Origin of the sequence: Sulfurospirillum cavolei, assembly GCF_001548055.1 — a bacterium.
GTDB lineage: Bacteria > Campylobacterota > Campylobacteria > Campylobacterales > Sulfurospirillaceae > Sulfurospirillum.
In genome coordinates this window covers 102446-115883 of the sequence record NZ_AP014724.1, presented here as the reverse complement: position 1 = coordinate 115883, position 13438 = coordinate 102446, and the positions used below count along the sequence as shown (strand labels likewise).

General features: G+C 44.4%; 18 protein-coding genes. 11 read left to right on the top strand and 7 right to left on the bottom strand.

Annotated features, from left to right (window positions below; genetic code table 11):
- The first annotated feature begins 77 nt into the window (after nucleotides 1–77).
- The 3 genes from dcd to UCH003_RS00605 are packed head-to-tail and all read left to right on the top strand — an operon-like array spanning nucleotide 78 to nucleotide 1750.
- Nucleotides 78–638: a dCTP deaminase gene (gene dcd, locus UCH003_RS00615; RefSeq protein ID WP_039675336.1), complete on the top strand. Its 561-nt coding sequence runs from the start codon at nucleotides 78–80 to the stop codon at nucleotides 636–638.
- 6 nt (nucleotides 639–644) lie between these two features.
- Nucleotides 645–1283, top strand: a complete 639-nt coding sequence (locus tag UCH003_RS00610; RefSeq protein WP_060825007.1) for a GNAT family N-acetyltransferase — start codon at nucleotides 645–647, stop codon at nucleotides 1281–1283.
- Nucleotides 1284–1294: 11 nt separating this feature from the next.
- Nucleotides 1295–1750, top strand: coding sequence for a hypothetical protein (locus UCH003_RS00605; protein ID WP_060825006.1), 456 nt, complete (start codon nucleotides 1295–1297; stop codon nucleotides 1748–1750).
- Nucleotides 1751–1758: 8 nt separating this feature from the next.
- On the opposite strand, the gene UCH003_RS00600 is transcribed toward UCH003_RS00605, so the two are convergent.
- The 7 genes from UCH003_RS00600 to UCH003_RS00570 form a co-directional block, all read right to left on the bottom strand.
- Nucleotides 1759–2385, bottom strand: coding sequence for a DUF6988 family protein (locus tag UCH003_RS00600; RefSeq protein WP_060825005.1), 627 nt, complete (start codon nucleotides 2383–2385; stop codon nucleotides 1759–1761).
- Between the two features lie 25 nt (nucleotides 2386–2410).
- Nucleotides 2411–2680, bottom strand: coding sequence for a type II toxin-antitoxin system YafQ family toxin (locus tag UCH003_RS00595; protein ID WP_060825004.1), 270 nt, complete (start codon nucleotides 2678–2680; stop codon nucleotides 2411–2413).
- Entirely contained in the window at nucleotides 2667–2915 is a 249-nt protein-coding gene (locus UCH003_RS00590; protein WP_060825003.1) for a type II toxin-antitoxin system RelB/DinJ family antitoxin, read from the bottom strand. The genes UCH003_RS00595 and UCH003_RS00590 overlap by 14 nt, the downstream gene beginning before the upstream one ends.
- A gap of 62 nt (nucleotides 2916–2977) precedes the next feature.
- A complete protein-coding gene (locus UCH003_RS00585; protein ID WP_060825002.1) occupies nucleotides 2978–4150 on the bottom strand; it encodes a class I SAM-dependent rRNA methyltransferase in 1173 nt (390 codons plus the stop codon).
- Nucleotides 4143–4922, bottom strand: coding sequence for an alpha/beta hydrolase (locus tag UCH003_RS00580; RefSeq protein ID WP_173636945.1), 780 nt, complete (start codon nucleotides 4920–4922; stop codon nucleotides 4143–4145). The genes UCH003_RS00585 and UCH003_RS00580 overlap by 8 nt, the downstream gene beginning before the upstream one ends.
- Nucleotides 4919–5509 (bottom strand): class I SAM-dependent methyltransferase, encoded by a 591-nt coding sequence (locus tag UCH003_RS00575; protein WP_060825001.1) that lies wholly within the window; start codon nucleotides 5507–5509, stop codon nucleotides 4919–4921. The genes UCH003_RS00580 and UCH003_RS00575 overlap by 4 nt, the downstream gene beginning before the upstream one ends.
- Nucleotides 5510–5520: 11 nt before the next feature.
- Nucleotides 5521–6240 (bottom strand): flagellin, encoded by a 720-nt coding sequence (locus tag UCH003_RS00570; protein WP_060825000.1) that lies wholly within the window; start codon nucleotides 6238–6240, stop codon nucleotides 5521–5523.
- A gap of 127 nt (nucleotides 6241–6367) precedes the next feature.
- On the opposite strand from UCH003_RS00570, the gene pseB reads away from it, so the two are divergent.
- From pseB to UCH003_RS00530, 8 genes are read left to right on the top strand one after another with little or no spacing between them, the layout of a single operon-like run.
- Entirely contained in the window at nucleotides 6368–7357 is a 990-nt protein-coding gene (gene pseB, locus UCH003_RS00565) for a UDP-N-acetylglucosamine 4,6-dehydratase (inverting) (protein WP_060824999.1), read from the top strand.
- On the top strand, nucleotides 7354–8475 hold the full coding sequence (pseC, locus tag UCH003_RS00560; RefSeq protein ID WP_060824998.1) for a UDP-4-amino-4,6-dideoxy-N-acetyl-beta-L-altrosamine transaminase: 1122 nt from the start codon (nucleotides 7354–7356) through the stop codon (nucleotides 8473–8475). Before pseB ends, pseC begins: the two co-directional genes overlap by 4 nt.
- Nucleotides 8472–9161, top strand: a complete 690-nt coding sequence (gene pseF, locus UCH003_RS00555; protein ID WP_060824997.1) for a pseudaminic acid cytidylyltransferase — start codon at nucleotides 8472–8474, stop codon at nucleotides 9159–9161. The genes pseC and pseF overlap by 4 nt, the downstream gene beginning before the upstream one ends.
- Nucleotides 9158–10021: a UDP-2,4-diacetamido-2,4,6-trideoxy-beta-L-altropyranose hydrolase gene (gene pseG / locus UCH003_RS00550; RefSeq protein WP_060824996.1), complete on the top strand. Its 864-nt coding sequence runs from the start codon at nucleotides 9158–9160 to the stop codon at nucleotides 10019–10021. Before pseF ends, pseG begins: the two co-directional genes overlap by 4 nt.
- On the top strand, nucleotides 9984–10472 hold the full coding sequence (gene pseH, locus UCH003_RS00545) for a UDP-4-amino-4,6-dideoxy-N-acetyl-beta-L-altrosamine N-acetyltransferase (RefSeq protein ID WP_060824995.1): 489 nt from the start codon (nucleotides 9984–9986) through the stop codon (nucleotides 10470–10472). The genes pseG and pseH overlap by 38 nt, the downstream gene beginning before the upstream one ends.
- The gene (pseI, locus tag UCH003_RS00540) at nucleotides 10453–11490 is read left to right on the top strand and encodes a pseudaminic acid synthase (protein WP_060824994.1); all 1038 of its coding nucleotides are present in this window, start codon (nucleotides 10453–10455) and stop codon (nucleotides 11488–11490) included. Before pseH ends, pseI begins: the two co-directional genes overlap by 20 nt.
- Nucleotides 11487–12482, top strand: a complete 996-nt coding sequence (locus UCH003_RS00535) for a hypothetical protein (protein ID WP_060824993.1) — start codon at nucleotides 11487–11489, stop codon at nucleotides 12480–12482. The genes pseI and UCH003_RS00535 overlap by 4 nt, the downstream gene beginning before the upstream one ends.
- Nucleotides 12482–13438 (top strand): Gfo/Idh/MocA family protein, encoded by a 957-nt coding sequence (locus UCH003_RS00530; protein WP_060824992.1) that lies wholly within the window; start codon nucleotides 12482–12484, stop codon nucleotides 13436–13438. Before UCH003_RS00535 ends, UCH003_RS00530 begins: the two co-directional genes overlap by 1 nt.

The following is a 13438-nucleotide window of genomic DNA, read 5'->3' as shown; positions in this document are numbered from 1 at the left end:
TTTTTCGGCATGACATAAAATGTGTTATAATACCATACTAAAGATATACACTCACTTAATACGATAAAGGTACTTTTATGGGCTTAAAAGCAGACAGTTGGATACGAGAAAAATCACTCAAAGAGCGCATGATAGAGCCTTTTTGCGAAGACCAAGTCGGGCGCGACGTCGTCAGTTACGGCGTGAGCAGTTACGGATACGACATCCGCGTCGGGCGTGAATTTAAAATTTTCACGAACGTCAATTCGACCGTGGTCGATCCTAAAGAATTTGACGATAAAAATGTGATTGATTTTGAAGGTGATATTTGCATTGTTCCGCCTAATTCGTTTGCGTTGGCACGCACGGTCGAATACTTTCGCATCCCCAAAAACGTCTTGGCGATTTGCCTCGGAAAAAGCACGTATGCACGTTGCGGCATCATTGTAAACGTGACGCCGTTCGAACCGGAGTTTGAAGGTCACATTACCATCGAAATCTCAAATACCACGCCGCTTCCGGCAAAAATCTATGCCAACGAAGGCATCGCGCAAGTGCTGTTTTTAGAAGGCGACACCGCATGTGAAACCACTTACAAAGACAAACACGGTAAGTACCAAGGTCAAACGGGCATCACTTTACCGCGCATCTTAAAATAACGTGCCATGCCTTTACATGTTAAAGCTTTAGAGCACGATCATACACAAGAGTTCGATGGCTTTTACGCCATCTACTCGACCGCGTTTCCTCCAAGCGAACAAAAACCTCGTGAGGTGCTTTTGGCAATGTGCCGTGCCTCTTTTTACACCATTTACCTTGCGTATAACGACGAAAAAATTGTTGGATTTTGCATTATGTATCATCCATGGAACGAAGACTTTTTTTTGTTGGAATATATGGCGGTCGATGAGACACTTCGCGGCATCGGTCTTGGCTCGACGCTCTTAAAACAAAGCGTCGACGCTCTGTATCAAAACTACGGTGTTCGTGCGCTTTTGATCGAAATCGATTCGCCGGAAAAGAGCTCCGCGGAGCAAGAAATTCGTGAAAAAAGGGAAATGTTTTACCGCCGTTTGGGCGCGTTGAAAATCGACCCGTTTGATTATATTTTGCCTTCACAAACAAAAGAAGACGCTCCGCCGATGGAGCTTTTAGTGTACCATCCAAGCCTGCGCGAAGTTTCGAAAGAGAGGCTTCAAACGTGGCTTGAAAAACTCTACACGAACGTTTACGGATGCGAATCAAACGACGCTCGCATCGCGCTTATGCTCAAAGACGCCCCGCACTCTTTTACTTTGATTTAAAAGGACAATCGATGGAAATTTTCCTGAATGACGAATATGAAACCATGTGGACGGCCATTAGTTCGATGATGGGCGTCGTTGCGACGTTGCTTGCAATTTTTGCGCTTTTATACTCGATGCGCACCTACCGAAAAACGATGCAAATTATGCACTACGGCGAATTGGATAAAATGTATTTTGAAATTCTCAAAGAAGCCCTTAGCAAACCGCATCTCGTGCGCAAAGAGCTCGAAAGAAACGACGAACAAAAAGCCGAATACCGTCTTTACGCGTTTATCGTCTGGAACTTTTTAGAGTCCATTTACGATCGTTGTATGCTCGATCACGATCTACAAAAAACATGGTTTCCCATCATCGAAGCCGAACGCTCCATTCACCTTGCATGGATTCAAGAAAAAGAAAATCGCACGAAATTCAAAGCGGAATTTTTGAGTTTTATCGATAAAGGGAAGTTTGAGGTAGCATAAAGCTACTTCTACACCTCTTCTTTCAAATCAAAATCAGCTATTTCTTCCAATTCCTCTTTGGTAATATTTCCTTGATGTAACCCAACTTCTAAAAACAAAATCACAAAGGTTTTAAATACTTCAAAATTGCTTTTCAAAGTATTACAAATTAAAACTTCACTAAAAGTTGCTTCAATTTTATTTTGTGCCTCATTGAAATTATGAGCAATTTGATTGGCTCCTGTATGGGTGTAATCATTCATCGTTTTCCATGCAGTCTTTTTCGTTTTTACAAAAAAATCCCCACCATAATGATTATCTAACGCTTGACACATCCCTCCAAACTTGCCAAAAAATTTATCCCAATCCTGACTTGTGTACATTTTAGATATATCTATGTCATCTAAAATATAATACATGTAGCGACCTCGAACAACACCTTCAAATAAAACACGAACCAATGCAAACGCCGAGTTATACAACTTGTTTTCAATCAAAATATTTATCGAAAGATAATGGCTTAAAGCATTTCTCACAAATCCTATTAAAAGCATATTTCTTTGGTTGCTGTCAAAAATTTCTATTTTGACTAATAATGCTTCAAGTTTTTCTAAAAATTCACGGTTACACTTCGTATATGCTTTTATTCTGTTCATTGACACATCCTTTTTATCATTCAAATTACCCAAAAAGCTCACTGTGCGTTGCAAGTCTTGCCAACACAATTTCATCATCAATTTTTTGATATACCAGCAATACATCACCACCCAAATGACACTCCCTAAAATCCTTCCAATTCCCTTTTAACGCATGGTCTTTGGATTCGGGTGGGAGCTCTTTACCCTCTTTAAGAAGCGCTAAAAATAAGACAAGTTTTTCAAACTGCGTGTCTGTTAATTTGGCATGGGCATAATCTTTCAAAAATACTTTATGCCGTTTAAGCGTGGGCACGTTTTAACGCATCCAATGAAAATGCTTCTACATTTTTACCCTCTCGAATCTCTTGGAGTATCTGCTGCGTTTTAGCATTGGGGATTTCGATGTCAAAAGGAATGCCTTTTCTAAGGCGTACTTGATGTAAAAAAAGATTGACTGCTTCGCCAAGTGTTAAGCCAAGGGTTGCAAATATTTCTTGTGCTTCTTGTTTGACAGTGGGATCTAGCTTAATGCTTGTGGTCTGTCTCATAATGCGACCTCCTGTTTTGTATAATACCATAGTATTATACAGCGATCACAAAAGCTTGTCAATTACTTCTCAACCCGGAGCAATAACCCATTCAGATAAAACGACGCACTTGCGTTAATCAAACAGGGATGGTCTGAGTCTTGTTGCATTTGCTCTAGTAAAATGTACTGCACTTTCAGGTCGTGGGAGACTTCCATCGCGATCTCTAAAAGCTCTTTTTTGCCGACGTGAAAGGAGCAGGAGAAAAGGGCGATTAGACCGCTATCTTTTACTGCTTTGGTGCTTTCCATCAAAAGGTGTTTGAAGCCTCGTTTCGCACCGTTGGCTTGTTCTTTGGTTTTGGCAAACGATGGCGGGTCTAGTACGATCAGATCAAAGCTATTTTTGTACTTTTTCTCTTTCATAAAGGTAAACGCATCGGCGGCATAGGCTTCGAAATGCTCCATCGCGTTGGCTTCTAAATTGGCTTTGGTTTGCTCTATCGCTGATTCGGAGATGTCGACAAACACGGCATTTTTTGCGCCCTTTGAGAGCGCGTAGATGCCAAAACCACCCGCGTTACAGCAGAGGTCAAGCACGGTGTCGTTCTCTTTGATGTAGCTAGCGCAGATGGCTCTGTTTTTGCGTTGGTCAAGGTAAAAGCCTGTCTTTTGGGCATCTTCGATGTCGACTAAAAAGTTCAAACCATTTTCGAGAAGAGTAAACTGCTTCATCGGTGTACCAAACAGCGTGCCGTTTTTGCTCTCCAAGCCTTCGATTTCTCGTGAATGTACGTCAGATTTTTCAACGATCCACGAGGGGTTCATCAAGTGTTTAAGGGTGCTGATGATCAGCTCACGAAATGCTTCCATACCCGCGGTGTTGATCTGAACGGAAAGCGCGTCGCCATATTTATCGACGATAAGCCCTGGTAAAAAGTCCGCTTCAGAGTGAATGAGGCGAACCGCGTTGTTTACATGTAAAAGCGCTTCGCGTTTGGCAATGGCTCTTTTGATGCGGTTATGGAAAAACTTTTTGCCGATCTCCTCTTTGCCAAAACTAAGGATTCGTGCGAAAATAGCGCACTTGGGATTGACGTACGCCGTTCCTAAAAAGCCGTCTTTTTTGGAAAAAAGCGCAACGACTTCGCCGCTTTGAAACTCTTCCGGATCGGAGTCGATTTCATTGGCATAGACCCAAGGCGTAAAGCGTCTGAGTTTGGGGACGATGGAGTGTTTTACGTATACTTTATTCATCCATTTTTCCTAATAAAATTTGTAATTGCGGGGTAAAATTCGGGTCGTCTAAGACCTTTTGATGCGTCGTTTGAGTCAATACGACATGCATAGGCTCGCAAGGCATTGCTTCTAGCAGTTTTTCCAAATGATAACGCGGAATCATCCCATCGTTTTCCACTTCGATAATGCCGATAGGCACACTCACGAAAGGCAGATAACGCGTCGTCTCAAAAGGATAATTTAATAACAAAGCAACCGGGAAAAGCGGGTATTTGCGTTGACCTAAAGAGAGAATCGAATCGTACGGCGTGATCAAAATCAACCCGTCTACGACGCGTTTGCTTGCTAAAAACGTTGCGATGCACGTTCCTAAACTCCGCCCGATCACAAATACCTTACGCCCTTTGGCGTAGTGGTCGTAAATTTTCAGGGCATCGTGAAACAAGGCTTCTTCGGAAGGCTTGCCCGTGCTTCCGACGTAACCGCGATAGTTAAACGCGATCATATCGTAACCTTGCGGCGATTGCACGGCAAAATGCGTCGCGTCGTCGCCGTTTCCTCCAAAATAGAGAATCAGCGGCGCATTCGGCTCTTCGTCTTTTTTCAACACTCCGTCCAAAACCGCACCGTCTGCGACATGTAAGGTCAAAGGGCTGATCGCATCGCTCATCGGCGGTGCTTCTTTGAGGACATGCTTTATCGGGAAAATCCGATCGTCTTGCGTTAAATACATATAGCCTATGGCAAGCACATACAGTACCGCTACGCCTGCGAGTATACGCAAGATCATTCCGCCGCCTCTTTTAAAAGTAACACCGTAAAATCTCCCTCCATATAATCGTCCTTAATTTTTACGTCGTAAGCGAATTCGTTCACGTACGCTTCAATTTCGTGCGGCAAAAAATAGTTAAAATGCCCCTCTTTGTCTTCGCCTTTGAGCAAATTGAACACGAAGCCTTTGCGCGAAGCTTCAAAACAACGACGAATAAACAAAAAAGTCTCGAAACGGTTTAAAATATTCATCGAACCGCTGGCGATGTAAAAGTCGGCATCTTCGAGCACGTCGTTTAAAATATCGCATTTGACGATGCGTTGCTTTGTGCGTTTATGTGCCACGAAAACGGCTTCGTCCACAAGATCGTACCCGACGTAACAACGCGGAAGCGAACCTCTTTGTTTCAGAAAAAAATACAAATCCCCGAAACCGCAACCGGCATCGACGATTTTTGACGAGGATAGCGCATCGCCCACAAGATCGTGAATCATCTCAAATCGAAGGTATTGGGAGTATTTAGAGTTCCAGTTCAAGCCTCGCGCGGTACATCCGTACCGCTTGATGGCTTTTTCGTAAAATGCTTGATTGTTAATACGGGGCATTCAAAAAAAGGTTAGACCAACAGTGCCGAAATGCTTTGTTGCATCATACTGTTTTGGTGAATCTGAGACAAAACGGAGCTTGTCAGTTTGATCTCGTCGCTGTTCATTTGTGCGATCTTTTGATCTAAAGGTGTTTGTGAAATTTGAGAATCGGCGCTGCTCAAATTCGTAATCGTCGTTAACGCGTTGGTAATATCGCTAGCCGCACCGTTAATACGCGAACTTGCCGTTGCGGAAAGCGAAGCAATACTTTGCGAAAAATCGTTAATGCCTTGCTGATCGTCGATGCTTAACGTGCTTAATCCCGAGACGTCGAGCCCGTAGCTTTGCGAAAGCAAATTAATGCCGTTATACGTCGTTTGGTTCGCGATGTCTTGCATCGATTGGTTGATCGCGTCGAACTCTTCTTGGAGCATCGCTTTTTGATTGCTGTTTAAAGAAGCACTGTTATAGCGTACGGAAAGATCGTTCAGTCGCTCCGTCCCCGCACCGATCGCTTGTAAAGAGCTATCTGCGATTTGGTACATACTAACCGTTTCGTTGGCATTTTGGACATTTTGACTGATAGACGAAATCTGTGAAGCGAGCGCATCGGAAAAGATCAGGCTTGCACTATCGGCTCCCGTTAATTCGCGTGTTGCCGCAAGTTTTTCCAAGGTCGTGTCGGTAGAGTTTTTATTTTGAGAAATGAGGTTTAAAATTTGGTTATTGGAACTGCTTGAAATGGTCATCACAGGCTCCTTTTGTAAAGATCTCTTTATTATACTACTCCAAAGATACGCTTGTCAAATGACGAAGCGGAATCAAAATTGCTTTTTAAAATTTTAATACATTGAATTCTTTCGAGAAAGGCTGATCGTGTTTAACGGAAAAAATATTCTTATCACGGGCGGAACAGGCAGTTTTGGCAAAAAATATACCGAGATTCTTTTAAAAAATTACAAACCCAATAAAATCATCATCTACTCCAGAGATGAGCTCAAACAGTACGAGATGGCACAGCAATTCAGCGATCCTTGTATGCGCTTTTTCATCGGCGATGTGCGCGATGTCGATCGTTTGAAAAATGCGATGTACGGCGTACATTATGTGATTCACGCCGCAGCACTCAAACACGTTCCTATTGCCGAATACAACCCGATGGAATGCATCAAAACCAACATTTACGGAGCGCAAAACGTCATCGACGCCGCACTTGAATGCGGTGTGCAAAAAGTCATAGCACTCTCCACCGACAAAGCTGCTAACCCCATCAATCTTTACGGTGCGACCAAACTTGCGAGCGATAAACTCTTTATCGCCGCGAACAACATCAGAGGTGCGAGAAGAACGCAGTTTGCCGTTGTACGCTATGGCAATGTTGTAGGAAGCCGTGGCTCCGTTGTGCCTCTGTTTAAAAAACTGATTGCCGAAGGTGTAAAAGAGCTTCCCATCACCGAAGCAGAGATGACACGCTTTTGGATTACGCTGGAGCAAGGAGTTAATTTTGTCCTTAAAAACTTTGAGCGTATGCAAGGTGGCGAAATATTTATTCCTAAAATTCCTTCGATGAAGATGGTCGATCTGGCAAAAAGTATGGCGCCGCAGTTGGGCGTGAAGATCATCGGTATTCGCCCCGGTGAAAAGATGCACGAAGTGATGGTTCCCAAAGATGACAGCCACTTAACGCTGGAGTTTCACGACCATTATGTCATTCAGCCGAGCATCGCGTTTACCCAACGCAATGACTTTACATGTAACGTGCTTGGAGAGAGAGGAACTCCCGTCAAATACGGCTTTGAGTACAGCTCAGAGACCAATACCCAATGGCTAGACGCCAAAGGCTTAATGGAGATGATAAACGCATGATTCCTTACAGCAGACAGAGCATTGACCAGGGCGATATAGACGCGGTTGTTGAAACACTCAAAGGCGATTTTTTAACGGGTGGGAAAACAGTGAGTGACTTTGAAGAGGCACTCGCACGCTACATCGGAGTCAAGCATGTCTGTGTGATGAACTCTGCCACGTCGGCGTTGCATGTTGCGTATCAGATCATCGGACTTAAAGAGGGTGATGAAGTCATCACCACACCACTGACTTTTTCCGCCACTTCCAACACTGCCATCCAATGCGGCGCAACCCCTGTATTTTGCGACATCCGTTACGATGGAAATATAGATGAGCGCAAACTAGAGGCGTTAATCACTCCTCGAACCAAGGCAATAGCGCCTGTGGATTTTGGCGGAAATCCACTGCCTATTGACACCATCAAAGCACTGTGTGACAAACATAAACTCTTTCTTATCGAAGATGCGAGCCATGCGCTTGGCAGTGAGATAAACGGACACAAAGTGGGCACGGTTGCTGATATGACCATCTTTAGTTTTCATGCGATTAAACCCATCACCACCTTTGAAGGCGGAGCGATTGCCACGAACAATACCGCGTTTTACAAGCAAGCTAAACTCTTACGAAGTCACGGCATTGTCAAAAAAGAGCTGTGGAATTCGGACATGGTGATGCTGGGTGAAAACTACCGCCTGAGCGATGTAGCGTGTGCTCTTGGGCTTTCGCAGCTTAAACGTTTGGAGCGTTTCATCGCCAAACGCAACGAGATCGCGCACTATTACGATGAACGCTTTTTAAACAATCCTTTTTTTACAACCATTGCCATCGATAAAACCAAACGAAGTGCCTACCATCTCTACCCTATTTTGCTCGATCGCTCGCTTTGGTGCTCCAAAGAAGAGATATTCAAAGCGTTACATGTAAAGGGTTTAGGCGTGCAAGTTCACTACAAGCCCGTCTACCAATTTAGCTACTACAAAGAGCGTTTTGGCGAACAACGATTAGAGACCACGGAAGATTTTTACAAAGCAGAACTTTCTATTCCTTGCCATCAAGGTATGAGTATGGATGACGCGAAGATGGTCGCCGATACCTTGCTTGAAGTGCTAGTTTCCATCAAAGGATGCCATCTATGAGACTTGCCATTATTCCCGCACGAGGCGGTAGCAAACGCATTCCTCGTAAAAACATCAAAGCATTTTGTGGCAAACCGATGATCGCCTATAGCATTGAAGCCGCCCAAAAAAGCGGTTGTTTTGATAAAATTGTTGTGAGCACTGACGATGAAGAGATTGCCGCGTACGCTCGCTCCCTTGGAGCCGACGTTCCTTTTATGCGCCCCAAAGAGCTGAGTGATGACCACACGGCGACCATTCCCGTCATCGCCCATGCAATTAACGCTTCTGTTAGCGACATCAGCGAGGTTGAAGCGGTCTGTTGTATCTATGCCACCGCCCCTTTTGTGCAACCAACTTACATTCAAGAAGCCTACCAAAAACTGCTTACATGTAAAGCCGCGTATTGCTTTAGTGCCACCAGTTTTCCTTTCCCGATCCAGCGCGCCATCAGGCTCACCAACGATGACCGTGTTGAGATGTTCTCGCCTGAAAATTTTGCCGTACGTAGCCAAGATTTGGAAGAGGCGTACCACGATGCGGGACAGTTTTACTGGGGAACGCCAGAAGCGTGGTTAGAGGGCAAAGTCATCTTTGCACCCCACTCTACCGCTGTTTTGTTACCGCGCCATTTGGTGCAAGACATCGACACGCCAGAAGATTGGATAAGAGCCGAATTTATGATGAGAGCACTGAATCTCGCATGAGAACCTTGATTCGAAGTGACAGCTCAAGCACCATCGGGCTTGGGCATATCATGCGTGATTTGGTGCTTGCTAAAAGTTTTGAGGGTGAAGTCATCTTTGCCTGCCAAAATCTAGAGGGCAACATCATCGCTTCGATTCCTTACGAAGTCAAAATTTTAAACTCAAACAACGCAGACGAACTTATAGCCCTTATCAAATCTTTACATGTAAACCTTTTGGTGATCGATCATTACGGTATTGACGCCGATTTTGAGCGTAAAGTCAAAGAGGCTACTGGGGTGAAAATCCTAAGCTTTGATGACACCTACCAAGCGCATCACTGTGACATCTTACTCAACCACAATATTTCAGCCGACAAAAAGCGCTACAAAGGTTTAGTACCGCCACGGTGTGAACTTCGTTGCGGGATTTTATACACGCTCATTCGCGATGAATTTAAAGAAGAAAAAAAACAGACACGCGAGAAAATCTACGATGTTTTAGTCGCGATGGGTGGAACGGACGCGTCTAACATCACTCTCGACATTTTAAAAACGCTTCCGCACTCTTTACATGTAAGCGTACTCACGACTGGTGCAAACGCACATCTAAGCGAGCTTCAAAACTACGTCCAAGATAAACCCAACATTGCGTTACATGTAAACTCCAAGGAAGTCGCTAAACTGCTTCATCAAAGCCGTCTTGCCGTTGTAACACCCAGCGTCATGGTGCATGAGGTGCTTTTTATGGAAGTGCCTTTCATCGCCATTAAAGTGGCAAACAATCAAGACGATATGTTTGCATATCTTCAAAAGCAGGGATACCCTGTTTTAAAGGAGTGGAATGCGTCTTCTTTTATGCAACTTTACAACGCTGAGTAAAGTTCAAAAACAGATGATTTTGGCATGGCGCAACCATGAAGAGGTGAGAGCGTACATGTACAATGAAAACGCCATCAGCGAAGCTGAGCATTTTAGCTTTATTGAGAGTTTAAAAACACGCAAAGATAGACGTTACTTCTTAGTGCAGCATGAAGGTGTTGATATAGGCGTGATCGACTTTAACGACATTTCAAACGAGAGTGCCGTGATGGGACTCTACGCCAACCCCACGCTTCATCAAAAAGGCGTCGGTTCACTTTTGATGGACGCCATTGTGGCGTACGCGTTTAAGACTTTAAACGTGCACACACTTAAAGCGGAAGTTTTTGAGAGCAACACGAAGGCTAAAACGTTGTATGAAAAATTTGGATTTTGCGAAAAAGGGCGTAAAATGGTCAATGAAAAAGAGGTTATTTGCATGGAGCTAAGTCATGAACATCGGTCATTTTAATTTAGATGGCACGCGAACACTCATCATCGCCGAACTCTCCGCCAACCATGGGCACAGCCTTGAGACTGCCAAAGCGACCATACGGGCGGCTAAAAAAGCGGGCGCTGATGCCATCAAACTTCAAACCTACACCGCCGATACCTTAACGCTTAACTGTGATAAAGAGGACTTCGTTGTCAAAGGCGGCACGCTGTGGGATAACAAAACCCTTTATGAGCTCTACCAAGATGCCTATACCCCGTGGGAGTGGCACAAAGAGCTTTTCAAGGTTGCCAAAGAGGAAGGACTGCTTTGTTTTTCCACACCGTTTGATAAAAGCGCTGTGGACTTTTTGGAGCAATTTGATCCACCCGCTTACAAAGTGGCGAGCTTTGAGATCACAGACTATGAGTTGGTACGCTATATGGCTTCCAAACAACGACCTATGATTATCTCCACGGGCATCGCAACACTAGGTGAGATCGAAGATGTGGTAGCGATTTGCAAAAAAGAGGGAAATGACAACATTATTTTATTGCAATGCACCTCCTCATACCCTGCCCCACTTGAGGGTGCGAACCTTTTAACCATACCCGATCTTGCCAAACATTTTGGCGTTATCTCGGGGTTTTCAGACCATACATTAGGCATTACCGCTCCCATTACTGCCGTAGCACTGGGGGCTAAAGTCATCGAAAAACATTTCATTTTAGACAAAAGCATCGGTGGTGCGGACGCCTCTTTTTCGCTCGATGTGGAAGCGTTTACACAAATGGTTCAAGCGGTGCGTGACACAGAAAAACTCTTAGGGAAACCCACCTACAACACCGATGAAAAAAGCATCAAAGGCAGGCAATTTTCACGCAGTCTTTATGTGGCGAAAGAGATTGCCAAAGGCGAAGTGTTAAGCGAAGAAAACGTCCGCTCTATTCGCCCCGGGTATGGACTGCATCCAAAATATCTCAAAGAGGTTTTAGGCAAATGCGCCACAAAAGCGTTAAACTTTGGAGAGCGACTTTGCAAGGAAGATTTCGAGTGAGAAAAATCGCTCTTTTTGCCCACGATGCAGGAGGGGCTGAGATACTTTTAGAACTTTTGAAAGCTTCTTTGCCTGTAGGAGAATTTCGCATTTTTGCTTTAGCCGATTCACCCTGCTACACGCTCATCAAAGCTAAAAAACTGGAGCATTTTTGGTGTGAGATAACGCCAGAGAAAAGCGATATAGAAGCGAAACTTTCTTCATTTACCCCTTCTATCATCCTCTATGGCACAGGTTGGCAAAATCACCTTGAGTACCACTTTTTAGCTTATGCCAAAGCACACAACATTCCTAGCATTGCCTTCTTAGACCACTGGACAAACTACCGTGAACGCTTCGGATACCCTGAAAAAAATTGGGAGAACAACCTGCCCTCTTTCATCGCGGCGCACGATCAAACGAGTTTTGACAAAGCCCAATCTTTTGGGCTTCCTAACGTTATCGCCATCAAAAATTATGCCTTGGCGACGCAACTCAAAGAGGCGCAAAATGTTTTAGGAAGTATTCTAGAGAGTGACACCTTGCTTTTTTTAAGTGAACCCACCGCTAAAGTAGCAACACGCATCTTTGGCGATGCCTACGGTTGGGGGTTTACCGAGAAAGAAGTGTTTACAGACATCCTTACATGTAAAGAAAAATTTGGGTGCAAAAATATCCTCATTCGCCTTCATCCTTCCGATACTCCCGAATGTTACCACGCGATTGATCCAAGTGCCACCTTTAGCCACGCCACGCTTTTAGAAGACATTGCGTGTTCCAAAGTGGTCATCGGTATCGACACCATCGCACTTTATACCGCATACCTCTTGGGTAAAAAAGTGATCTCCTACATCCCTTCAAACCAAAGAGAGTGTTGCGTTCCTCTGCCCAAAACCAACCAGCTGAAAAGCTTTGAAAATTTCACACTGTCTCAACTTCACATCATTGGCGAAAACCCCGAAGATTTCGGTATGGATTTTGCTTTATTCTTAGAAAAACAGCTAGGAAACTAATGCAAAAAGTCCTCTCATGTGCCATCGTTGGAGCAGGAAGCATCGGCGGTTTGATCGACTCGCCTAAGAGTGCGAACATCGCCTCGCATGCTCACGCATTTTCCAAACACCCTCACTGCAAACTGGTCGCCATCTGTGAGCCAAACAGCACCAACCAGAGCGCGTTTATTGGTCGTTGGGGCGAAATGGGTGTTTACCATTCGCTGGACGCTTTGTTGCAGTACGAAACCATCGACCTGCTCGCCATCGCTTCACCGACACAATTTCATGCCAACGCATTGGAAGAGGCTTTACATGTAAAAAATTTGCAAGCCATTATCTGTGAAAAACCATTAGTCGCAACGGCTAAAGAGCTCGCTCGCATCGCACCCCTACTTCTTTCTAGCGAGAAAAAAGTCTTGATTCATCTAATGCGCAGGTATGACCCTTCGTTTATCAAACTTGCCCATGATATTGCCGCTCAAAAATGGGGAAAAATCGTACGCTTTCAAGGCATTTTCACCAAAGGGCTTCTGCACAATGGTGTACACATGTTGGCCGTTTTGAGCCACTTTTTCGGAGAGATAGAGACCATAAAATCTTTACATGTAAAACGTTTACACGAAGACATCAGTGGTGATTTTGAGGTTACATGTAAAGAGGCGAGAGGTATTCTTAGTTGCATGGAAGAGCTTCCTTATTCGGCGTTTGAGCTGATTCTCTGGTTTGAAGGTGGTAAAGTGGAGATCAAAGAGGGTGGCTCTCGCATCGAGTCGTTTGTCAAAAAACCTTCCCCTTTGTACGAAGGCTATTTTAGTTTGGAGCACGAAGAAACCCTGCCCAATACCTTGCAACACTACGCGCTTCATTCCCTTGAATTTTTGCTCCAAAACGACGATATAACCTGCAAACAGATCTTGCAAGAACAGATCGATGTTCATGCGAAAATTTTTGAAACCATTGCAAAAGAGAAATGA

What these genes read in the sequence shown, in the direction of transcription:
- dcd (WP_039675336.1), top strand. Translation starts at nt 78, where the DNA reads ATGGGCTTAAAAGCAGACAGTTGGATACGAGAAAAATCACTCAAAGAG.
- UCH003_RS00610 (WP_060825007.1), top strand. Translation starts at nt 645, where the DNA reads ATGCCTTTACATGTTAAAGCTTTAGAGCACGATCATACACAAGAGTTC.
- UCH003_RS00605 (WP_060825006.1), top strand. Translation starts at nt 1,295, where the DNA reads ATGGAAATTTTCCTGAATGACGAATATGAAACCATGTGGACGGCCATT.
- UCH003_RS00600 (WP_060825005.1), bottom strand. Translation starts at nt 2,385, where the DNA reads ATGAACAGAATAAAAGCATATACGAAGTGTAACCGTGAATTTTTAGAA.
- UCH003_RS00590 (WP_060825003.1), bottom strand. Translation starts at nt 2,915, where the DNA reads ATGAGACAGACCACAAGCATTAAGCTAGATCCCACTGTCAAACAAGAA.
- UCH003_RS00585 (WP_060825002.1), bottom strand. Translation starts at nt 4,150, where the DNA reads ATGAATAAAGTATACGTAAAACACTCCATCGTCCCCAAACTCAGACGC.
- UCH003_RS00580 (WP_173636945.1), bottom strand. Translation starts at nt 4,922, where the DNA reads ATGATCTTGCGTATACTCGCAGGCGTAGCGGTACTGTATGTGCTTGCC.
- UCH003_RS00575 (WP_060825001.1), bottom strand. Translation starts at nt 5,509, where the DNA reads ATGCCCCGTATTAACAATCAAGCATTTTACGAAAAAGCCATCAAGCGG.
- UCH003_RS00570 (WP_060825000.1), bottom strand. Translation starts at nt 6,240, where the DNA reads ATGACCATTTCAAGCAGTTCCAATAACCAAATTTTAAACCTCATTTCT.
- pseC (WP_060824998.1), top strand. Translation starts at nt 7,354, where the DNA reads ATGATTCCTTACAGCAGACAGAGCATTGACCAGGGCGATATAGACGCG.
- pseF (WP_060824997.1), top strand. Translation starts at nt 8,472, where the DNA reads ATGAGACTTGCCATTATTCCCGCACGAGGCGGTAGCAAACGCATTCCT.
- pseG (WP_060824996.1), top strand. Translation starts at nt 9,158, where the DNA reads ATGAGAACCTTGATTCGAAGTGACAGCTCAAGCACCATCGGGCTTGGG.
- pseH (WP_060824995.1), top strand. Translation starts at nt 9,984, where the DNA reads ATGCGTCTTCTTTTATGCAACTTTACAACGCTGAGTAAAGTTCAAAAA.
- pseI (WP_060824994.1), top strand. Translation starts at nt 10,453, where the DNA reads ATGAACATCGGTCATTTTAATTTAGATGGCACGCGAACACTCATCATC.
- UCH003_RS00530 (WP_060824992.1), top strand. Translation starts at nt 12,482, where the DNA reads ATGCAAAAAGTCCTCTCATGTGCCATCGTTGGAGCAGGAAGCATCGGC.